The organism is Actinacidiphila rubida, from assembly GCF_900110255.1.
GTDB classification, from domain to species: domain Bacteria; phylum Actinomycetota; class Actinomycetes; order Streptomycetales; family Streptomycetaceae; genus Actinacidiphila; species Actinacidiphila rubida.
This window is the reverse complement of record NZ_FODD01000004.1, coordinates 102761-124584: the sequence shown is the minus strand read 5'-3', so window position 1 is coordinate 124584 and position 21824 is coordinate 102761. Positions and strand designations below refer to the sequence as shown.

Genomic DNA, 21824 nt, shown 5'->3' with positions numbered 1-21824 from the left:
ACCAGCGCCGGAGTCTGCTCAGGTGGGGCTCAGCAGACCCCAGTCGAGCTCGGCGTAGCCGTCTCCCTTCTGCAGGCGGATGTGGTTGGCGCCCTGCTGCAGGACCACCTGCACGGAGCTTCGCCCCTCGGCGCGGTCCTGCTGGGCGCTGTCGAACCAGGAACCGGTCGGCTGGTAGGCCATCGTGGCCTGCCGGCCGCCGTTGACCAGCACCTGGTGTGTGGCGGGGGAGGCCGTGCCGTCGGCGTACCCGACGGTGAACCGGTAGCTGCCGGCGGCCGGCGCCTGGACGGTGAAGTCGACGGCGCTGTCCGCGTTGTCGATGCCGCCCACGTAGTCGGGGAATCCGTTCCACTTGAACGGGGAGGTGCGCGCGTCGGTGACGGACGCGTACTCGGCCTCGTAGCGGTGGGTGTCCGGCCGCACGTCGATGTCGTCCAGTTCGGCGTACTGCGTGCCCTTGGCGAGGGTCACGGTGTTGGTGCCCGCGTCCAGCAGCAGCTCCGTGGAGGCGAGGTGCGGTTCGCGGTCCAGCCAGCCGCCGGTCGGCGGATAGTCGACCGCTCCCTCGGCGCGGCCGTTGACGGTGACGGTGTGGGTGGCGTCCGAGGTGCCGCCGTTGGCGTAGCGGACGGCCATCGTGTACAGGCCAGCCGAGGGGGCGTTGACGGTGAACGCGACGGAGGAGTCCGCGTGGTCGATGCCGCCGAGGTAGGCGTGACCGGAGGCGAGCGCGGCGTCGGAGCCGTTGTGCAGCACCGCGTCCGTCCAGTGCGCCTGCTCCGCCTCGTACTTCGTGGGGGACGGCGCCGGCGCGGCCGCCGGCGCGACGGTGACGCGGTAGCCGTCGTACTGGGTCAGGCCGCGCAGCGGCACCGTCAGGTTGCCCGACCCGTCGAGCGTCATGGTCGTGTCGAGGACGGCGTAGCCGCCGCTCTGCGGGTCGCCGCCGTGCTCGACCGTCCGGTCCGCGGCCCCCGGGTCGGTGGTCCAGTGCGCGTCGTCGACCCGGACCCGGACCTGCGGGCCGAGGCCGCGGGCGGCCAGGCCGAGGATCTGCGCGTCCAGGTCGGTGGTCTCGCCGCCGACCAGCAGGGTGACGCTGCGGCTGCCCGGGTCGTAGGAGGCGACGCCGTCGGCCGCCTGGTAGTGACGGGTGTCCCAGCGGCTGACGGCGAGTTGGCTGCCCTGCATCTGCTGGTACCAGTTCTCGAAGTACCAGCCGGCGTTGGGCTGCAGGGTGCCGTCCGCCGTCCGGCGCAGGGTGTTCCCGAGCAGACCCACGTTCGTGTACGTGCCCATCGCCGCCGCGTCGACGCCGTGGCGGGCGAACTCCGCCCAGTGCTTGACCATCGTGCCGGGCACGCCCTCGAAGTCGCCGCTGCCCGGCCCGTACTCCTCGATCACCACGGGCTTCGGCGCGCCGGGCAGGTGCAGTTCCTGCTCCAGCGGACGGTAGTAGTGCGTCAGGCTCTCGGGCACGTCACCCGGGCTCGGGCCCAGGCTGTGCCAGCCCATGACGTCGGGCACCGTCCCGGTGTTCATCGCGTTGACCAGGAACGCCCGCATCCGCGGCTGCCGGTCGGCGGACTCCCACGGGTTGTAGTGCTCGTAGTTCGGCCCCATGATCGGCACGGTGGGGTCGATGGCCCGGATGCGGCGCACGGTCTGCGTCCAGAGCCAGTTCACCTTGTCGTCGTAGGTGCCGCCCTGGACCTGGGGGTCGGTCATGAACGGGCTGGACGCCGAGGTGCCGAGCTTGTTGTCCGGCTCGTTCAGGGGGGCGACGGCGTAGACCTGCGACCGGTAGGCCTGGAGGGAGCGGGTGGCGCTGTCGACCTCGTCGAGCCAGGGCTGCAACCCTTTCCAGACGTACGGCCAGCCGCCCATCAGGTCGTTGTAGCGCACGATCATCCGGACGCCGGTGCCCGCGAGCTTGCCGGCGACGCTCTCGGTGGACGTGGGGTAGGAGGTGTCGCCGTCGAGGGCGGCGTGCTGGGCCAGCAGGTTCTGCGACGCGTCCGCCAGGCCGGCGGGCGTGTCGGGCTGGGAGGCCACGCCGAACAGCGAGCCCAGGCCGGGCTTCTTCATCGGGCCGCTCTGCTGGCCGGTGTCCACGGTGATGACCTCGGGCGCGGCCGCGTCGGCCGGGCCGGCGGCCGCGGACCGGGGCACGGCGGGCCCGAGCACCGCGGCGGCCAGCAGGGCCGCGGCGAAGGCCCTGGCTGCACCGCGTTTCCTGGTGGATCTCCTGCGGGGTGAACGCCTCACGGACACTCCTTTTCCGTCGGCAGAGGCCGCCGGACCGCGCCCAGGCGGTCCGGCGGCTCTGGTGGGGGGAACGGAGGCGCGCGCCGGTGGGCGGCGACGCACGCCGGGGGTCGGCCGGGTCAGCCGGTGAACGTGTAGTGCGGGGTGGTGTTCTGGTAGGTCTGGGTGGTCGGCTGGTAGTCGAAGTAGTACGACAGGGTGTGCCCGGCGGGTACGGTCACCGGCTGCTCCCAGCGGCCGGCCGAGCCGTTCCACGTCGCCATGTAGTTGAGCTGGCCGCCGCCGTCGAGGCTGTAGTGCACGGCGACGAAGGACTCGCTGGCGCCCGCGGCCGGCGCGAACCACAGGGTGTCGCTGCCGCTCGCTCCGGCCGCCACGCCCTGGGTGAAGCCGCTGCCGCCGGGCGGGGTGGTCGGGGGAGTGGTGGGCGGCGTGGTCGGCGGGGTGGTGGGGGGCGTCGTGGTGCCGCCGGACGTTCCACCGGTGGTCCCGCCCGTCGTGCCGCCGCCGCAGGTGCCGGTGGTGCCGCCGACGAACGCGCACGTGCGCAACTGGGTCAGGAACGCGTCGCGGATGGTGCTGTCGGCCTGGATCCGGGCGTCGCCCCAGTAGCCGTTGGAGCAGCCGGTGCCGCCCGCCGACGCGCCGTCCGCGCACTGCCACTGGGTCTGCGCGTCCCAGTCGGTGTTGATGTAGGAGGCCACGCGGATGACGTCGCTGTTGGTCTCGATCCAGTTCCAGTAGCCGGCGTACCACTCGCTGAGCAGCGTGGCGGCGGTCGTGGACTGCGGGTTCTTGCGCATGATGCAGCTCTTGGTGTGGCCCGAGGTGCTGTAGCCCTGCGGCGACGCCTCGGCGATCATGGCCGGCTTGCCGTGGGAGCGGGCGAAGTCCAGCACCCGGTTCTGCAGCGTCACCGGGTCGACGTCGTAGCTGCTGCATCCCCACTGGGTGCTCAGCGAACCGGAGTTGTAGAAGTCCGAGAGCCCGACGTAGTCGACGTAGGCGTCACCGGGATACCACGGATCGAGGTGGTGGGGGTCGGTGACCGTGTAGTCGTACTCGGGATGGTCGGGCGAGGCGTTCAGCGGCCAGGCCGCGGCCTGCCAGACGGTGGCCACCTTGGTGGCGCCGAGCGCGTCGATGCGGCCCTTGATGTACTGGAACGCCTGCTTGTAGTAGTCGGCGTTGTAGCAGTTCCAGGGGCCGTCGAACTCGTAGCCGATGCGCAGGAACACCTGCCGGTTCCAGGACTTGAACTGGTTGACCATGCGGTCGATGTCGCTGCGGTACTGCTGCGTGAGCTGCGGGGTGATGTCGGCGTCCGTGCGGCCGATGATCGCGCGCAGCGGCTGGTTGCCGCACCCGCTGGTCGCGTCGGACAGGTACAGGCCGACCGCCAGTCCCGAATTCGGGTACTGGGAGAGCGTCTTGGCGAAGTCCATCGTGCCGCTGCCCCAGTTCGCGGGGGAGAACATGCCGGCCAGCGGTGCGGGACTGCCGCCCTCGACGAGGTTGGTGTACAGGGTGACCGCGCCCGGCTGGGGGGCGTTGAGCGAGGCGTTGTCCAGCACCTGGCTCTTGTAGTCGGACAGGGTGTCGGAGTCCTGGCCCATGACCGGCAGGATCTTCCCGTCCGCGGGCAGGTTGCGGGCCGTCAGGCCCGCGGCGGCGGCGGGCACTCCGGAGGTGGTGCCCGCGGCCAGCAGGGCGAGGGTGGCGGCCACCGCGGCGGTGGACGCCGCGAGGGCGGTGCGAAGTCTCACTGAGGACTCCTCGGTCGGTGCGGTGGGGGGTACGAAGGCCGAGCTGTCGGAGCTGTCAGAACTGTCGGAACTGTCGGAGCGGTCGGAGCGGTCGGAGCGGCACGCGGCGGACGACTGGGAACGCGTCGTACCGCTGAAAGACAGCCTTCGTAGATCGGAAACTCTCGCAGTGTTTCCGGTGCGGAACCGTAGGAGGCATCCGCGGTCACGTCAATGGATCGGACCGAATCCGCGGTGCGGGCAGGGGAACGCGGTGCCCCGCGCGGGGACTCCGGGGAAGCGCGGCGCGTCAGGGCGCGCCTGTGGAGGTGCCACAGTCGCCACCGTCCTGGCGGCCGCGGGCACATGGGCCGGCCGGTGGCGCGTGCCCCGCGTCAGCGGGCGTGCGGCGGCGCCGTGCTCTCGCGCTCCACGAGCGCGGTGGCGAGCTCCATCCGGCGCATGCCGCCGGGCAGCACCGCCTCGACGCCCTGCAGGACGATGCGCGCGGCCATCGCCGCCATGTCGCTGAGCGGCTGGCGCACGGTGGTCAGCGGCGGCGAGGCCCACGACGCGGCCGGCAGGTCGTCGAAACCGACCACGCTGACGTCCTGTCCGACCTGCAGCCCGGCCCGCCGGATCGCGTCGTAGGCGCCGAGTGCCTGCAGGTCGCTGCTGGCGAAGATCGCGGTGGGCGCCTCGGGCAGCGCCAGCAGTTCGCGGGCGCCGCTGAAGCCGGTCTCGTGGTGGAAGTCGCCGCGGATCTCCAGGGCCGGATCGACCCCGACACCGGCGCTCTCCAGCGCGGCCCGGTAGCCGTCGAGCCGGGCCCGCGCGCTGAGCACGTCGTCCGGTCCGGTGATGATGCCGATCCTGCGGTGCCCCAGGTCGAGCAGGTGCTGGGTGGCCGCCAGCCCGCCGTGCCAGTTGGTGGCGCCGACCGAGGGGATGGCCGGGTCAGGGTTGCCCACCGGGTCGACGACGACCAGTGGGACGTCCAGTTCCTGCACCTTCCGCCGCTGGCCGGGCGGCAGTTCGGTCACCGCGAGGATCACGCCGTCGCTGCCGCGCTTGGTGAGGTTGTCCAGCCAGCGCAGGGTGTCGGCGGGCCGGCCGTGCACGGCGGTGACCACCAGGCCGCTGCCGTGCTGCGCGGTGGTCTCCTCCACCCCGCGGACCACCTCGACCGACCACGGGCTGTCCAGCTCGTTGATGACCAGGTCGATGAGCCCCACCGTCCGGGTCGGACGGCTGCGCCGGCGCAGGTAGTTGTGGCTCTCCAGCAGCCCCTCGACCCGCTCGCGGGTCGCGTCGGCGACGTGTGCGTGGCCGTTGAGCACCTTGGAGACGGTGGCGACCGACACCCCCGCCTTGCGGGCGATCTCGGCGATCGTCACACGGGGCTGCAGGTCCGCCTGCGGCGCTTTGGTGCGGTCGCTGTCGACCACGGTCACCTCACTGCTCTTTGTCGGTCGCGGCCAGCGTAGACGAAGCCGCCGACGCTCTCCCTGGTCATGGGCGGCCCGCGGCTGGGCCCGTCCGCCCGTGACCGCACTGTTACCTGCCGCTCCGTTGACGCCGTTCGGCAGAAAACTCTACGGTCCGTCGAACGGAAAGTATCGCAACTTTCCATCGAAGTTTCCATCGAGTGGAGCCGACGTCTTCCGGCTCCCGGAGGAGCGTGTTCCGACGATGCAGCGTGCACTCACCCTCAGAGCCGCCACCGCCGTGGCGGCCGCCGTGGTCCTCGCCGCCACCGCCACCGCCTGCGGCAGCAGCGGCCCCGGCTCCGGCGGCGGTTCCGGCAAGGTCACCGTCTGGTCCCTCCAGGACACCGCGCTGAACCCCGTCCAGAAGAAGTCCGCCGGCACGTACAACGCCGCGTCCAAGGACTCCCAGGCCACGCTGCAGTTCTTCGTCAACGACCCGTACAAGCAGAAGCTCCAGACCGCGCTCGGCTCGCCGAACGCCCCGGACGTCTTCCTCAACTGGGGCGGCGGCAACCTGTCGACGTACGTGAAGTCCGGGAACGTCGCGGACCTCAGCGCCGACCTCGACCCCGCGTTCAGGTCCAGGTTCCTGCCCAGCGTGCTCGCCGGCGGCACCGTCGACGGCAAGGTCTACGGCGTCCCCATGGAGGGCGTGCAGCCCGTCGCGCTCTTCTACAACAAGGACGTCTTCACCAAGGCCGGCATCAGCACGCCTCCCGCCACCTGGCAGGACCTGCTGCACGACATCGACCTGATGAAGGCCGAGGGCGTCACCCCGATCGCCCTGGCCGGCTCCCAGGCGTGGACCGAGCTGATGTGGATGGAGTACCTGCTCGACCGGGTCGGCGGACCCGGGGTGTTCGCGGGCATCCAGGCCGGCAAGCCCGGCGCCTGGCAGGACCCGGCCGTGGCCACCGCGCTCGGCATGATCCGCGACCTCGTCGACCGCGGCGCCTTCGGCAGCAACTACGGCTCCGTCGGCCAGGACTCCGGCGGCGCCGACGCGCTGCTGTCCAAGGGCCGGGCCGGCATGGAGCTGATGGGCTCCTGGGAGTACGCGGGCCAGCTCGCCACCGCGCCGGACTTCGTGAAGGCCGGCAAGCTCGGCTGGACGACCTTCCCGACCGTCGCGAACGGCAAGGGCGACCCGAAGGACGTCGTCGGCAACCCGTCCAACTTCTTCTCCGTGACCGCCAAGTCCGCCCACAGGTCCGACGCGGCCGACTTCATCAAGAAGACCGTCGCCGAGCCGTCCTACGTCAAGGACCTCATCGACATCGGCCAGGTCCCGGCCATCGCCGGCATCGAGGGCCAGCTGCGCTCCGCGCCGAACGCGGACTACACCACGTTCGTCTACCAACTGGTGCAGAACGCGCCGTCGTTCACCCAGTCCTGGGACCAGGCGCTGGACCCGGCCACCGCGCAGACGATGCTGACCAACCTGCAGAAGGTCTTCAACAAGCAGTCCACGCCCCAGCAGTTCGTGTCCGCCATGGACGCCAAGTGACCATCACCGCATCGCGCGGCGGCCTCGCGGCGACCCGCCGCGGGGCCGGCACGTCCCGCCGGGGCGCCGCCCCCCGGCGGGGCGACGGACGGCCCGGCGCCCTGTGGGCCGTCCCCGCGCTGCTCTACTTCGCCCTGTTCGCCGTGGTTCCCATGGCGCTCGTCGTCGCGCTCAGCTTCTGCCGCTGGAACGGGCTCGGCAGCCCGCACTGGGCGGGCACCGCGAACTGGTCCCGGCTCTTCCACGACCCCCAACTCGGCCAGTCGCTGCGGCTGTCGGTGCTGCTGACCGTCGTCACCTGGTGCGTGCAGACCCTCATCTGCCTGCCGCTGGGCGTGTGGTGCGCCGGGCACCAGCGCGGCCGTGCGGTGCTCAGCACCCTGTTCTTCGTCCCGCTGCTGATGTCCAGCGCCGCCGTCGCGCTGCTGTTCTCGGCACTGCTCGACCCCAACTTCGGCCTGGCGCACACCCTCGGGCCCTGGCTGGGCGTGAAGGACGGCAACTTCATCGGCGACCCGCACCTCGCGCTGTGGACCGTCATGGCCGTCATCACCTGGCAGTTCGTGCCGTTCCACACGCTGCTCTACCAGGCCGCCGCCCGGCAGGTCCCGGTCCAGCTCTACGAGGCCGCGACGATCGACGGCGCCGGCCGGTGGCGTCAGTTCCTCTCCATCACGCTGCCGCAGCTGCGCAACACGGTCGTCACGTCGTCCGTGCTGATCCTGGTCGGTTCGCTGACCTACTTCGACATCGTGCTGATCCTCACCAACGGCGGCCCGGGGACGTCCACCCGGATCCTGCCGCTGCACATGTACCTGACCGGCTTCAGCAGTTTCGACATGGGGTACGCCAGCGTGCTCGCCGTGCTGCTGCTGGTCGCCGGCACGGCCCTGTCCCTGCTGGTCGTCCGGGTCACCGGCTTCCGGCGCATGACCAGCCAGCGGGAAGGCCTGTGATGAGCAGCCGCACCCTGTCCACCGTCGAACCCGCCGTGCGCGGGCCGCGGCCCGCCCCCGGACGGGCGCGGCGGCGCGGCACCGGGCACCTGTACCGGCGGCCCGACTGGCTCGGCGGCCTCGGCGCCGCCGTGTGGCTGGCCGTCGTCGCCGTGCCGCTGTACTACGTGCTCGCCTCCAGCCTGCGCGACAAGAGCGACTACCTCGACGCCGGCCCGCTCAGCCTGCCGCACCACGTGGTGCTGTCCAACTACCGCACCGTGCTGGACTCCGGCTTCGCCACCTACCTGTGGAACAGCGTCCTCGTCACGCTCTGCACGGTCGCGCTGGTGCTCGCCCTGGCGCTGCCCGCCGCGTACGCGATCGTGCGCAGCCGCAGCCGGTTCGTGTCGCTCGGCTTCTCGGTCATGCTGATGGGCCTGGCCATCCCGGCACAGGCCACGATCGTGCCGGTCTACCTGCTCATCACCCGGCTGCACATCTACGACACGCTCACCGCGATCGTGCTGCCCACCGCGGCGTTCTCGCTGCCGATGGCGATCCTCGTGCTCACCTCCACCATGCGGGACATCCCCGGCGAGCTGTACGAGGCCATGACCGTGGACGGCGCCGACGCCACCCACACGCTGCGGGCCCTGGTGCTGCCGCTGACCCGGCCTGGCCTCGTCACCGTCGGCGTCTACACCGCGCTCGGCGCCTGGAACGGCTTCATCTTCCCGCTGGTCCTCACCCAGAGCGACGCCCGGCGCACCGTCACCCTCGGCCTGTGGAACTACCAGGGCCAGCAGGGCGGCATCAACGTGCCCGCCACGATGGCCGCGGTCGTGCTGTCCCTCCTGCCGCTGCTCGCCGCGTACCTGTTCGGCCGCCGCCACCTCCTCAGCGGCCTGACCGCCGGCTTCGGCAAGTAGCCGCCGCCGGATCCGCGCCCGCGCGCCGGCCGTCCGCCCCCGCGTGCCGACCGCCTCCTCCGGGCCGCCGCCCACCCCTATCCGAAAGGCCCCCATGACGACCGAGGCCACCACCCTCGACGCCCCGCCCGCCGACGGCGACGGGCAGGTCATCCGCAACCCGGTCCTGACCGGCTTCCACCCCGACCCCTCCGTGCTGCGCGTCGGGGACGACTACTACCTGGCCACCTCCACCTTCGAGTGGCACCCCGGGGTCCGCATCCACCACTCGCGCGACCTGGTGCACTGGCGCCCGCTGCCCGGCGCACTGGGCGAGACCCGGCTGCTGGACCTGTCCGGCGTGCCCGACTCCGGCGGCGTCTGGGCCCCCTGCCTGTCGTACGCGCACGGCTTGTTCCACCTGGTCTTCACCCGCGTCGACAACCACCACGGCGGCTGGTGGGACGCGCAGAACTACGTCACGACCGCCCCCTCGCCCGAGGGGCCGTGGTCCGACCCGGTACCGGTGCACGCCCGCGGCTTCGACCCGTCGCTCTTCCACGACGAGGACGGCTCCTGCTGGATGCTGTCGCTGACCGGCGACTGGCGGCCGCGGCGGGACCCGTTCGCCGGCATCCAGGCCCAGGCGTGGGACTGCTCCGCGAGCCGGCTGACCGGCGAGGTGCACATGCTCTTCGACGGCACCGACGCCGGCGTCACCGAGGGCCCGCACCTCTACCGCCGTGACGGCTGGTACTACCTGATGACCGCCGAGGGCGGCACCGCCTACGACCACCAGGTCACCGTCGCCCGCTCCCGCACCCTGCTCGGCCCCTACGAGTCCGACCCCGCCGGACCCACCCTCACCTCCCGCGGCCGCCCCGACCTGGTGCTGCAGAAGGCCGGGCACGGCAGCCTCGTCGAGACGCAGACCGGCGAGTGGTACCTGGCGCACCTCACCGGCCGCCCCGACTCCCGGCTCGGCCGCTGCGTGCTCGGCCGGGAGACGGCGATCCAGCGCGTCGACTGGACGCCGGACGGCTGGCCGCGGGTGGCCGGCGGCGTCCCCGCCGAAGAGGTCCCGGCGCCCCGGCTGCCCGCCCACCCGTTCCCCGCGGAGCCCGAGCGGGACGAGTTCGACGGCGCCCGGCTCGGCCCGCACTGGGCGACGCTGCGCCGGCCCGCCACCCCCGACTGGGCCGATCCGAGCGCCCGCCGCTCGCATCTGCGGGTGCACGGCGGGCAGTCGCCGCGCGGCCTGCGCAGCCCCAGCCTGGTCGCCCGGAGGGCCGGCTCGCTGCACTGCTCGCTGGAGACCTCGCTGGAGTTCCGGCCCGCCGACGTGCGCCAGCTCGCCGGCGTCACCGCCTACTACGACAGCCGCAACTGGCACTTCGCCTACGTCACCCGCGACGACGAGGGCCGCACCGTGCTGTCGCTGCTCACATGCGACGACGGCGACCGCATCGCCTACCCGGCCGCCGACTTCGCGCTGCCCGGCACCGGGCCGGTCGAGCTGCGGGTCACGCTCGACGGCGAGCACGTGCTGTTCGACCACCGGCTCGAGGACGGGGCATGGAGCGCGCTCGGCCCGGCGCTGAACGCCACCATCCTGTCCGACGAGTACGCCGGCGAGAAGCAGGCCCCGGACGGGCGGGCCGCGAGCCCGGCCTTCACCGGCGCCTTCCTCGGCCTGTGGGTGCAGGACATCGGGGCCGACGGCGCCTACGCCGACTTCGACTTCGCCACCTACCGGGAGCACTGAGCCGCCACCCCCCCACAAGCCGCCGGCCGCCGCGTGGTCATCCGTCCGCGGCGGCCGGCGCCCGCACCACCGACGCACCAACTCCCGCCCCCCACGCCGAAGGAGTCACCGTGCCCCCCACCCCCAGGCGCGTCCGAACCCGCGCCCCACGCAGGTTCGCCGCGGCCCTCACCTCCGCGCTGCTCGCGGCCGCCGCCGTCCTCACCGCGGGGACCGCGGCCCACGCCGCCGCGCCCGCTTCCGCCGCTCCCGCCCCCGCCGCCCCGAACTCCGCGTCCGCGAAGGCCGTTCCCGCCGCGGCCGGACCCCGCGCCCTGCTCGTCGGGCAGAGCAACACCGGCGCGTGGAACGACCTGACCTCGTCCACCGGGGCGAACCCGCAGGGCGGTTCGGTGTACTACAGCGTCCGCGACGGCGGCTTCTCCGGCGCCTGCGGCACGGGATGTGAGACCGGCTACGCCTCCTTCCTCGCCGACCGCGGCAAGCAGATCGAGGTCGGCGTCAGCTGGAAGGACGACCCGCCCGGCTGGGACGGCGCCGACGCCGACAAGCAGACCGCGTCGCAGCAGGCCACGGCCGCCATCGCCGAAGGCGGCTACGACGGGCAGTTCGCCGCCCTGTCCTCCTTCATCGCCGCCCACCCCGCCGCGACGTTCCTGATCCGCGTCGACTACGAGGTCAGCAGTGCCTTCTTCTGCGCCGGCGGCACCGACTGCACCCCGTACAAGAACGCCTTCCGCCACGTCGTCCAGCTGGTGCGCGGGCAGAGCGGCGCCGGCAGCCGCGTGCAGTTCGTCTACCACCCGGTGCGGGGCGAGTTCGACAAGCTCTACCCCGGCGACGACGTCACCGACTGGGTCGGCGTCAGCGTGTTCGACCAGGACCTGTGCCAGCCCTACCGGGAGAACGGCACCACCTACTGGAACGGTACCGAGGACACCGCCGCCCGCACCTGCTCCGGCTACTACGACGACTACGTCAACGGCAACGTCAACGCCATCCCGCACGGCTACCCGGTCGACCTGAACATCCTGCGGATGATGTGGTGGGCGCAGTCCCACGGCAAGCCGATGCTCGTCGCCGAGTCCGGCGTGCAGCGCATGTCCGACGACCTCGCCGCCGACGGCACCCAGCACGACAGCGACGTCACCGCGTTCATGCAGCGGCTGGCCACGCTGACCACGTACCGCGGGCCGCTGCCCAACGGCGTCGTCGACGGCGCCCCGACCCACTTCATCGGCACCGGCTACGACCTGTCGCAGGTGATCAGGGCGGTCACCTACATCAACGTCGACTGGCGGTACGGATTCGACGGGCAGACCTCGCCCGGCGCCCCCATCGCCCTGCCGCCCACCAGCGGCTGGTACGTCAACTCGCTCGTCAGCCGCTATCCGCAGGGCCGCGCCGCGTTCTGCTCCCTGCTGACCGCCGGTGCCTTCGCCACCACCTGCGCCTGATCCCACCACCGGCCGGCGGACCGGCCACCGCGCCCCGCGAGCGGCGGCACCGCCCGCGGGGCGCGTCCCGCCTCCGGTCGGGCCCGCCTGACCTGGACGAATTCGGCACCCCGCACATCTGGCGGCGGCGGCCCGCGCGGGGCACTCTGGACGGTACCCCGCACGGGGAGGCGCCAGTGCTTCCCCCCTGGGGCGCGGACGCCGGGCGTACGGCACAATGGGCGCCTTCGGCGGCCGGACGACCGCCATGTGAGACAACGGGGAAGCGGCCGGGGACGCCGCCGGCGCACATCGGCCGGCGTCCCGGGCTGCCGCCCGCGTGGGGCGGAGAGACCATGGGACGTGCGCGCTGGATGGTGTCCCGGCTCACCGCGGCCCCGGCGCACGCGCGCGGGGGCTTACGCGGCGCGGTGACCTGGGGGAAGGAGGGCCCGGGGTGACAACCTCCGAGAGTGTGCGGGCCGTGCCCGGTCCCGCGGGCCTCGTCACGTCCGAGGCGGGAGGGCTGATGGACGTGCTGGGCGTCGCCGCCGTGGTGCTCGACGCCGAGGGGCGGGTCGTGCTGTGGAGCCCGCAGGCACAGGAGCTCTTCGGCTGGAGCGCGGAGGAGGTCCTCGGCCGCCCCGCGGCGGGCCGGATGGTCGCCGACGAGCACATCGGGCTGGTGCTGGAGCTCTTCTCGCGCGTGATGGGCGGCGGCGAGCCCTGGGCCGGGGTCTTCCCCGTCCGGCACAAGGACGGCACGACGCGCCCCGTGGAGTTCCGCAACGTGCGGTTGCAGGGCGAACACGGCGAGTACTACGCGCTGGGCCTGGCCACCGACGCGACCACGCTGCGTGACCTCGAACGGGACGTGGCGCTGACCGTCGGCCTGGTCTCGCACTCGCCGATCGGCCTCGCCGTCCTCGACGAGGACCTGCGCTACGTCCTGGTCAACCCGGTGATGGAGCACATCACCGGCATACGCGCCGAGGACCACCTGGGCCGCTCGGTCTCCGAAGTGGTGCCGAAGCTCGACACCAAGGCCATCGAGGCCGACATGCGGCAGGTGCTGGCCACCGGCAAGCCGCTGCTGGACCGGGTGCGCACCGGCAGGACCGCGGCCGACCCCGGCACCGACCACACCTGGAACGCGTCCTACTACCGGCTGCAGGACCCCTCGGGCCGGGTCATCGGCGTGGCGATCTCCGTCGTGGACATCACCGACCAGTACCGGGCGGCGGCCGAGGCCGCCGAGGCCCGCCGCCGCCTCGCCGTCATCGCCAACGCCTCCGTCCGCATCGGCACCACCCTCGACCTGGAGCGCACCGCGCGCGAGCTGGCCGACGTGGTCGTCACCGACCTGGCCGACCTCGCGGCGGTCGACGTGCTGGACGCGGTACTGCGCGACGACGACCCGACCGATCCCGGCTTCGGCCCGGCGAACTTCCGGGCCCTGGCGATGGCCACCTCCTACGCCACCGACGTGATGGAGGCCGCCGACCCGGCCGGGGAGATAGCCGCGTACGGGGCGCACCGGCTGGTCACCCGGTCCGCGCGCACCCGGCGCCCCATCCTCGTCCCGCACGTCCGGCCCGACGACCTGCGGCGCATCGCCCGCGACGAGCGGTCCGCGGCCAGGTGGGAGCGGGCGGGGCTGCACTCGTACCTGATAGTGCCGCTCATCGCGCGCGGCCAGGTGCTCGGCGTGCTGGACCTCGCGCGGACCCGCAACCCGAACCCGTTCACCCAGGACGACCTCGTGCTGGCCGGCGAGCTGGCCGCCCGTGCCGCGGTCGCCATCGACAACGCGCGCTGGTACCAGCGCCAGCGCCACGCCGCGGTCGCCCTCCAACGGCACCTGCTGCCGCAGCGCCCGCCGGAGCTGCCCGGCCTGGAGGTCGCCTACCGCTACCAGCCGGCCGGGACCGCGCAGCAGGCCGGCGGCGACTGGTTCGACACGATACGGCTCGGTGGCGACAAGACCGCGCTGGTGGTCGGCGACGTCATGGGACACGGCATCAACGCGGCCGCCACCATGGGCCAGCTCCGCACCGTGACCCGCACGCTCGCCCGTCTCGACCTGGACCCGGCCGAGATACTCGGCCACCTCGACAAGGCCACCCTGGAACTCGACGAGATCATCGCGACCTGCGTGTACGCGGTGTACGACCCGCAGCGCGGCCAGTGCAGGATCTCGCTGGCCGGCCATCCGCCGCCGGTGCTGGACCACGCCCACCGCCCGCCCGTGCTGCTCGACCTGCCCACCGGCGCGCCCCTGGGCGTCGGCGGCGTGCCGTTCACCACCACGACCGTGGACGTGGAGCCGGGCGACCGCCTCGTCCTCTACACCGACGGCCTGGTGGAGAGCCGCCGCCAGGCCATCGGCGACCGGCTGCGCGCCCTGCTCGACGTGGTCACCCAGCCGCGCATCCCCCTGGAGGACACCTGCGACCGGCTGCTGGCCGCGCTGCCGCCCCCGGACCACCCGGACGACATCGCGCTGCTCGTCGCCGAGGTGTGCTGACGTCCTGACCGCGGGGCGCGTCGATGACGCGCCGGCCGCATGGCGATGGCGTGCCGGGGCGCGTGCACGTGGGGTCTCGTGCGTGGTGGTGCCGTCCGTGACGGCGGGCGTCGTGAGGGCGGTGTCCGTGGTCGCGCGCCGTCCGCAGGGGCGGCGTCGGCAGGGGCGGCCTCCGCGGTGCGCGGCGTCCGATTCCCGCCAGCAGTGCGGCCGGTCCGCACCGAGGCTGGGGGTGACCAGGCGGGCGCCGGGAAACGGCGCCGTGCCGCGCAACCCCAGCGGAGGACCACCGCCATGACCACCACCGCCATGACCACCACCGTCCGCCCCGGCGGCACCCTCGCCCAGCGGGTGGCCGCCACCGACTGGACCGCCCTGACCGCCGAACTGGACACCTACGGCAGCGCGTTGACCGGCCCGCTGCTCACGGCCGACGAGTGCCGCGGGCTCAGCGCGCTGTACGGCGACGACACGCGGTTCCGGTCGACCGTCGACATGGCCCGGCACCGCTTCGGCTCCGGGCAGTACCGCTACTTCACCCGTGACCTGCCGGACGGCGTCCGCTCGCTGCGCGAGGCGCTGTACCCGCGGCTGCTGCCGGTCGCACGGGACTGGGCCGCGCGGCTCGGCCGGCCCGCGCCCTGGCCCGACCGCCTCGACGAGTGGATCGCGCTCTGCCACGCGGCCGGGCAGTCCAGGTCGGCCCAGATCCTGCTGCGGTACGGGGCCGGGGACTGGAACGCGCTGCACCGCGACCTGTTCGGCGAGCGGGTCTTCCCGCTCCAGGTGGTGATCGGTCTCGACGTGCCCGGTGAGGACTTCACCGGGGGCGAGTTCCTGATGACGGAGCAGCGGCCGCGTGCCCAGTCGCGCGGGTCGGCGACCGTGCTCCCGCAGGGCCGCGGGCTGGTCTTCACCACCCGCGACCGGCCGGTGGCCTCCCGCCGCGGCTGGTCGAGCGCGCCGATGCGGCACGGCGTCAGCACCGTGCGCTCGGGGCGCAGGCACACCCTCGGCCTGGTCTTCCACGACGCGACCTGACCTTGTCCGGGTGTTGGTCGCAACTGCCGCGCGTCGCCGCGCGTCGCCGTGCGCCGGCCCGGCCGACCACGGCGTCTCAGCCGCCGTGGCCGGTGTCGATGACGCAGAAGCGGTTGCCCTCGGTGTCGGCGAGGACGACGAAGTCCGCGTCGTCCGGATACGCGTCCCAGTCCACCCGCGTCGCCCCGAGGGCCACCAGGCGCTCCACCTCCGCGGCCTGGTCCGCGGCGTCACCGGCGTACAGGTCCAGGTGGACCCGGGGGCGGTCCTGCACCGGCGTCTCGCTCAGACCGAGGGAGAGCTGCGGGCCCGCCCCTCGCGCCGGGACCAGCACCACCCAGTCGTCCGACATCTCCTCGCGCGGCACGTACTCCAGCGCCGCCTTCCAGAAGGCCGCGGCGCGTTCCATGTCCGCGACGCCCATCACCACAGAACCCATCCTCAGCATCCGCCCATCCTGGCACCGGCCACTGACACCGGCCCACTGACAACGGCACTGACCGCAGGTCCGGACACGGGCACCGACCGCAGGTCCGGACACCCGGGCTCGGACGCCACCCGCCGACGGGGCGGCGAGCGCCGAGCGCCGGGCCGTGCGGGGGCCGTGCGTCGTGCCGCGCGTCGTGCCGAGCGCCGCGCTCCGCCGTTGCGCGGTTCGCCGCCGCCGAGCGCGCAAGGGCAGCGGGGGCGGCGACCTGCACGGGCGTGCGAGACGATGCGCGGATGTGACGCGTTCGTGCGCGATGTGTCACGAACGAGCAGGTGCCCGCAGGGCGGGTACTCCGCGACCGTGCGCGCGGTAATCTCGGCAGCCCGCCCTTCCGGTGGACGGGCGGCGGGGTACGGGGCAACGGGCGACGGCGGAGAGCGGGGCGGCGATGGGCACGCACGAGCGGTGGACGCGGCTGCTGGAGGTCCTGGGCGACAAGGGCCGCATCCAGGTCGCCGAGGCGGCCGAACTGCTCGGCGTCTCCACGGCGACGGTCCGGCGCGACATGGAGGAACTGGCGCGGCAGCAGCTGCTGACCCGCACCCGCGGCGGAGCCGTGCTCAGTGGTGTCGCCTACGACCTGCCGCTGCGCTACAAGGCCGCGCGCCAGGCCGACGAGAAGCACCGCATCGCCAAGGCGGCGGCCGGCCTGGTCCCGCCGGGCGCGGTGGTCGGCGTCAACGGCGGGACCACCGCGTCGGACGTCGCCCGGGAGCTGGCGATCCGCGCCGACATCGCCGACCGCGGCACCGCGACCGCGCTGACCATCGTCACCAACGCGATCAACATCGCCAACGAGCTGGCCGTGCGGCCCTACGTGAAGACGGTCGTCACCGGTGGGGTGGCCAGGCCCAACTCCTACGAGCTGACGGGTCCGTTGGCCACCATGGTGCTCCAGGCCATCTCGCTCGACTACGCGATCCTCGGCGTGAACGCGGTCGACCCCCGGTTCGGCGCGGCCACCCACGACGAGGGCGAGGCCAGCGCGAACCGCGCGATGGCGGAGCGCGCCGAGAAGGTCATCGTGGTCGCCGACTCCACCAAGCTCGGCAAGCGCGCGTTCGCCCAGGTCTGCGACATCGCCGCGATCGCGGTGCTGATCACCGACAAGGACGCTCCCGAGGAGCTGGTCGAGCGGTTCACCGCGCAGGGCGTCGAGGTGCAGTGCGTCTGACGCGGCGCCCTACCGCACGGACGCCGGTGCCCCTTGGCTGCGCGGTCCCGTCGGGACCGCGCGGTGCCGCCGGGGATGGCTGCCGCCCCCGGTGCCCGGGCAGGTGAGCGCGGGCGTGAGCGGCGTCCCCGTGTACGCGCGACGGCCCTGAATCACCGTCACCAGCTCCGACGCGGCACGGGCCAGGGGAATCCGACTGCGCACACCGCGTGTGCGGCGCTGCGTGTTTCTGCGTGTTGGCGCCAGACTCTTGTCATGTCTGTGCAGGACTGCCTAGATATACCTCGCAACGGTTCTGGATCAGCCGCTCCGGCGGCCCGACCGATCAGTGAGGTTGCCCCCGTGACATCACCTCTCGCCCGGCGGCTGCGCATCGCAGCCGCCGGATGCGGCTCGCTCGCCCTCGCACTCGCCGGACTCGTGGCCGCGCCCGCGGCGCTCGCCGCTCCACCCGCGGCCGCCGCGCAGTACCCCAACTACGCGCCCACGCCGCCCATGGGCTGGAACGACTGGTCGTACTACCAGTGCGACATCGACGAGAACACCATCCTCGGCAACGCACGCGCGCTGGTGAGCACCGGACTGGCCGCCAAGGGCTACGACACCGTCACCACCGACGACTGCTGGATGGCGCACACCCGCGACAGCTCCGGCAACCTCGTCGCCGACCCGTTGAAGTTCCCGCACGGCATGGACTACGTGGGGCAGCAACTCCACGCGATGGGGCTGAAGTTCGGCATCTACGAGGACGCCGGAACAGCCACCTGCGGCGGCTACCCCGGCTCCCTCGGCCACTGGCAGCAGGACGCCGACCTGTTCGCGAAGTGGGGCGTCGACTACGTCAAGCTCGACGGCTGCAACGTGCCGACGAAAACCGGCGAGACCGACGAGCAGAGCTACCACGACACCTACGCGGCGTGGAGCCAGGCGATGCTCAACACCGGCCGCCCCATGGTCTTCTCGGTGTCCGCGCCCGCGTACTTCGAGGGCGGGCCCGACTGGGACACCGTCATCGGCTGGTCCGCCGAGGTCGGCAACCTCTGGCGCGAGGGCGCCGACGTCGCCCTCGGCCAGGAGAGCGCCGGCGCCAAGTGGAGCTCCCTGAAGTACAACTACGGCTACAACGTGGGCCTGGCCGACCTCCAGCGGCCGGGCCGCTGGAACGACCCGGACTTCCTGCTCGCCGGCGACTCCGGGCTGACCCGCGACGAGATCCAGAGCCAGATGTCGCTGTGGTCCGTCATGGCCGCCCCGCTCATCTCCAGCACGGACCTCACCCATCTGTCCGCGGACGCCCTCGCCGTCCTCGGCAACCCCGACGTCATCGCCGTCGACCAGGACCCGACCGGCCTCCAGGGGCGGGTCGTCCAGCACGGCGACGGCTACGACGTGCTGTCCAAGCCGCTCGCGAACGGCGACCGCGCGGTCGCGCTGTTCAACGAGTCGGACTCCGCGCAGACCGTCACCACGTCGGCCGCCGCGGCCGGCTTCGGCCCCGGCTCGTCGTTCCTGCTCAAGGACCTGGTGACCAAGCACGTCACCCGGACCACCGGCACCATCGCCGCGGACGTCCCGCCGCACGCCACCGTCCTGTACCGGGTCAGCGCTGGCGGCGACCGCTCCACCGCGCCCGCCACTGCCCTGACCTGGAAGGACGTCAGCACCGCCGCCCACCCCGGCACCTACACCGTCGGCCTGACCGACCACGGGGCGACCGGCCTGTCCGCCACCACGCTGACGCTCACCGCGCCCGCCGGCTGGACCGTCACCCCGTCGTCGGTCCGCATCAACCGGGTGGACCCCGGGCAGACCGCCACCACGACGGTCACCGTCACCGCGCCCAAGGCGTCACCCGGCACCACGGTCAGCACCGTCACCGCCACCGCGCGGTACGTCGCCGCGCCGGCCGGCGCCGACTCGGTGAGCGGACCGCTGACGATCACCAGCGTGGTGCCCTACCCGACGCTCGCCGACGCCTTCAACAATGTCGGTGCCACTCTGGAGAGCGACACCGCGCCGGGCAACCTGGACGGCGGCGGCGACAGTTACTCCGCTGACGCGCTCGCCGCGGCCGGCGCGACCCCCGGCGCCACCGTCACCTCCGACGGCGCGTCCTTCACCTGGCCGGCCGCCGCGCCCGGCACCCCCGACAACGTGGCGACCGGCGGCCAGGCCGTCGAACTCACGGGCCAGGGCAGCGCGCTGGCCTTCCTCGGCACCGAGACGGGCTTCACCTCCGGCCCGGTCGTCGTCACGTACACCGACGGCACGACCAGCACCGGCACGCTCGGCTTCCCGAACTGGTGCTGCTCGACCACCACGGACTACGGCGCGAAGACCGTGCTCACGATGGACCACCGCAACACCCAGGCCGGTCCCGCCAACTTCGGCGTCAGCTACCGGGTGTTCTCCAACACCGTCCCGCTCACCGCGGGCAAGACGGTGCGCACCGTGACCCTGCCGAACCAGCCCGCGATCCACGTCTTCGCCCTCGCCGTGAAGCCGTAGGTCCGCGCTCCTCCACCCCGGGGCCCGTCCGCCGCGATCCGCCGGACGGGCCCCGGCCCATGTCATGCCGGGGCGTCATGCCTCAGCGAACTCCAGCAGCTTGGTCACCGTGTTCCAGTTGCGGGCGGTCGCGCTCACCCCGAGACGGCGGTCGGTCAGCAGCGCCGCCAGCTTCGAGTCCCGGATGCCGTCCGGAAAGTGCCCGTAGATCTCCCGCTCGCCCGGCTCCAGGCTGTCCGGCGCGTACGTGCTCCGGTCGATGGCGGCGAGCTTGTCCAGCGGGACGGGCCCGGACAGGAACACCACCAGGAAACGCGAGCCGTTGACGTCGTCCATCGCGTAGGGGTTCGCATCCACGACGCGGCGCAGATCCGCGCCGGTGCGCACCATGCAGGTGATGGTCAGGCCGAGTTCGTCGGCGAGCGCCCGCTCCAGATCGGCGGCCAGCAGCGCCGGGTCGCGCTCGTCGTGGGCGAACACCGCGTTGCCGCTCTGCAGATGGGTGCGCACCTCGGTGCCGCCGATCCCGGCCAGCAGCTCGCGGAGTGTCTGCATGGGCACCTTGTTGTGGCCGCCGACATTGATGCCGCGCAGAAGCGCCACGTACCGGGGAGTCGTCCCCGCGTCCTTCGCCGTCCCCGATGTGCCCGTCGTCCTCGTCACGCGGCCACGCTACTGGGCGCCGTCGCGAGGGCCCGTTATCCACCGGCCACGCGAATCATGCGTGTTGTCCTTCTTTCGAAGGAACCCTCGCCCGCTGGAACGGTTCGGCGGCCGTCGGGCTCGTTACGTTCGCGCCCATGAGCACCAGGCACCACCGGCCCGTCGTCACCGAACTGCGGCTGTCGGCCTTCAAGTCGCACCGGGGAGCCACGTTCTCCTTCGGGCCGCTGACCCTGCTCACCGGCGGCAGCGGCACGGGCAAGTCCAGCGTGCTCGAAGGGCTCGCCGCGCTCGGCCGGCTGGCCTGCGGCGCCTCGCTGGAGGAGGTCTTCGGCACGGTGGTGCGCGGGGGCGCGGCCGCGTGCGTGCCGCAGGCCGCCTTGCCCGACGCGGAGGGCAGGCGCGGCTTCCGGATCGGCTGCACGGTCACCGGCCCGGTCGGCCCGGTGCGGCTCGACGTCGCGATCCAGGCCGAACCCTGCCTGCGCATCGTCGGCGAACGGCTCACCGGCGCGGGGGAGACGTTGCTGACGACCGCTTTGCGGGACCCGGCCCGGTCCTCGGTGCAGGCCGCGTGGCACACCGCCGGTGTCGTCCCGGTCACCCGGGCACCGCTGCCCGACGACCTGCTCGCCACAGCGCTGCTGCCGTTGCGCGTCGCCGGGCGCACCGACGGGCAGCGGCTGGTGCTGGCCGCGGCCGAGCAGGTGGTCGTCGCGCTGCGCGGGGTGTTCCCGGTCGCGCCGCGGCCGGAGTTGATGCGCGCGGCCGTGCCGCTCGGCGACGGCCGGCTGCGCGAGGCGTGCGACAACCTCTCGGCGGTGCTGGCCAGGACGGAGGGGGAGTGCGCCACGCGGCACGCCGCGCTCGTCCACGCGATGCGCGGGGTGTGCAGCGGGCCGGTCGAGGGGCTGACCACGCTGCCCGCGGTGCTGCCGGGCGACGCGCGCGGCCCGGCCGTCGACGCGGTGATCGCCGCGGTCGACCGCGGCCCGCAGGGCACGCTGCCCATCGACCGCCTCGGGGACGGCGAACTGCGTTTCCTCGCACAGGCGTTGGTGCTGCTCACCGGGCCGGGCGTGCTGGACGTGGACACCAGCACCGAGCATCTTCCGGCCGGCCAGGTGCTGACCGTACTGGCTGACGGGCTCGACCTCGGGCTCGACCGGCGGCAGGTGCGCGAACTGCTGCGGCTCGCGGGCCTCGCCGCGGCCCGCGGGCACATCCGGCTCCTGGGCACGGTGCAGGACGCGGCGTGCGTGGAGGGCGTGGGCGGGGTGTCGGTGCGGGCGCTGGGCGCCGAGCAGGGCGGTGCGCCCGGCCGGCAGGATGAGGTAGACCAGTCCGGGTGACCGAACGAC

15 protein-coding genes are annotated in these 21824 nt (G+C 73.1%); 10 read left to right on the top strand and 5 right to left on the bottom strand.

Translation table 11 applies throughout. The features are described 5' to 3' along the window. Positions 1 to 18: 18 nt before the first annotated feature. The 3 genes from BMW99_RS05125 to BMW99_RS05115 all read right to left on the bottom strand — a co-directional run bounded on the left by BMW99_RS05125 (position 19) and on the right by BMW99_RS05115 (position 5470). The gene (locus tag BMW99_RS05125) at positions 19 to 2271 is read right to left on the bottom strand and encodes a CBM35 domain-containing protein (RefSeq protein ID WP_069462546.1); all 2253 of its coding nucleotides are present in this window, start codon (positions 2269 to 2271) and stop codon (positions 19 to 21) included. A 119-nt stretch (positions 2272 to 2390) separates the two neighbouring features. Then, positions 2391 to 4037 carry a glycoside hydrolase family 26 protein gene (locus tag BMW99_RS41180; RefSeq protein WP_075016306.1) on the bottom strand — a complete coding sequence of 549 codons (1647 nt, stop codon included), beginning with the start codon at positions 4035 to 4037 and terminating at the stop codon, positions 2391 to 2393. Positions 4038 to 4411: 374 nt separating this feature from the next. Further along, positions 4412 to 5470, bottom strand: coding sequence for a LacI family DNA-binding transcriptional regulator (locus tag BMW99_RS05115; RefSeq protein WP_245791210.1), 1059 nt, complete (start codon positions 5468 to 5470; stop codon positions 4412 to 4414). 238 nt (positions 5471 to 5708) lie between these two features. On the opposite strand from BMW99_RS05115, the gene BMW99_RS05110 reads away from it, so the two are divergent. From BMW99_RS05110 to BMW99_RS05080, 7 genes are all read left to right on the top strand, one after another. After that, positions 5709 to 7013, top strand: a complete 1305-nt coding sequence (locus tag BMW99_RS05110) for an extracellular solute-binding protein (RefSeq protein WP_069461826.1) — start codon at positions 5709 to 5711, stop codon at positions 7011 to 7013. After that, a complete protein-coding gene (locus tag BMW99_RS05105) occupies positions 7010 to 7969 on the top strand; it encodes a carbohydrate ABC transporter permease (RefSeq protein ID WP_407640260.1) in 960 nt (319 codons plus the stop codon). Before BMW99_RS05110 ends, BMW99_RS05105 begins: the two co-directional genes overlap by 4 nt. Next, positions 7969 to 8880, top strand: coding sequence for a carbohydrate ABC transporter permease (locus tag BMW99_RS05100; protein WP_069461827.1), 912 nt, complete (start codon positions 7969 to 7971; stop codon positions 8878 to 8880). The genes BMW99_RS05105 and BMW99_RS05100 overlap by 1 nt, the downstream gene beginning before the upstream one ends. A gap of 94 nt (positions 8881 to 8974) precedes the next feature. Then, entirely contained in the window at positions 8975 to 10624 is a 1650-nt protein-coding gene (locus BMW99_RS05095) for a glycoside hydrolase family 43 protein (protein WP_075016305.1), read from the top strand. 110 nt (positions 10625 to 10734) lie between these two features. After that, entirely contained in the window at positions 10735 to 12081 is a 1347-nt protein-coding gene (locus BMW99_RS05090; protein ID WP_075016304.1) for a glycoside hydrolase family 26 protein, read from the top strand. A gap of 508 nt (positions 12082 to 12589) precedes the next feature. Then, positions 12590 to 14587 (top strand): SpoIIE family protein phosphatase, encoded by a 1998-nt coding sequence (locus tag BMW99_RS05085; protein ID WP_079138294.1) that lies wholly within the window; start codon positions 12590 to 12592, stop codon positions 14585 to 14587. Between the two features lie 294 nt (positions 14588 to 14881). Continuing rightward, positions 14882 to 15628, top strand: coding sequence for a 2OG-Fe(II) oxygenase (locus BMW99_RS05080; RefSeq protein WP_245791208.1), 747 nt, complete (start codon positions 14882 to 14884; stop codon positions 15626 to 15628). 76 nt (positions 15629 to 15704) lie between these two features. On the opposite strand, the gene BMW99_RS05075 is transcribed toward BMW99_RS05080, so the two are convergent. Continuing rightward, complete coding sequence (locus tag BMW99_RS05075; protein ID WP_069462826.1) at positions 15705 to 16076, bottom strand: VOC family protein; 372 nt, start codon at positions 16074 to 16076, stop codon at positions 15705 to 15707. Positions 16077 to 16506: 430 nt separating this feature from the next. Here BMW99_RS05075 and BMW99_RS05070 point away from each other — a divergent pair, with 430 nt between their 5' ends. Then, complete coding sequence (locus BMW99_RS05070; RefSeq protein ID WP_069462825.1) at positions 16507 to 17292, top strand: DeoR/GlpR family DNA-binding transcription regulator; 786 nt, start codon at positions 16507 to 16509, stop codon at positions 17290 to 17292. Between the two features lie 342 nt (positions 17293 to 17634). Then, positions 17635 to 19800: an NEW3 domain-containing protein gene (locus tag BMW99_RS05065; protein WP_069462824.1), complete on the top strand. Its 2166-nt coding sequence runs from the start codon at positions 17635 to 17637 to the stop codon at positions 19798 to 19800. Between the two features lie 75 nt (positions 19801 to 19875). Here BMW99_RS05065 and BMW99_RS05060 read toward each other — a convergent pair whose 3' ends face one another. Beyond that, positions 19876 to 20463: a DUF1697 domain-containing protein gene (locus BMW99_RS05060; RefSeq protein WP_069462823.1), complete on the bottom strand. Its 588-nt coding sequence runs from the start codon at positions 20461 to 20463 to the stop codon at positions 19876 to 19878. Between the two features lie 137 nt (positions 20464 to 20600). On the opposite strand from BMW99_RS05060, the gene BMW99_RS05055 reads away from it, so the two are divergent. Beyond that, positions 20601 to 21815: an AAA family ATPase gene (locus BMW99_RS05055; RefSeq protein ID WP_075016303.1), complete on the top strand. Its 1215-nt coding sequence runs from the start codon at positions 20601 to 20603 to the stop codon at positions 21813 to 21815. The last annotated feature ends 9 nt before the right edge of the window (positions 21816 to 21824 follow it).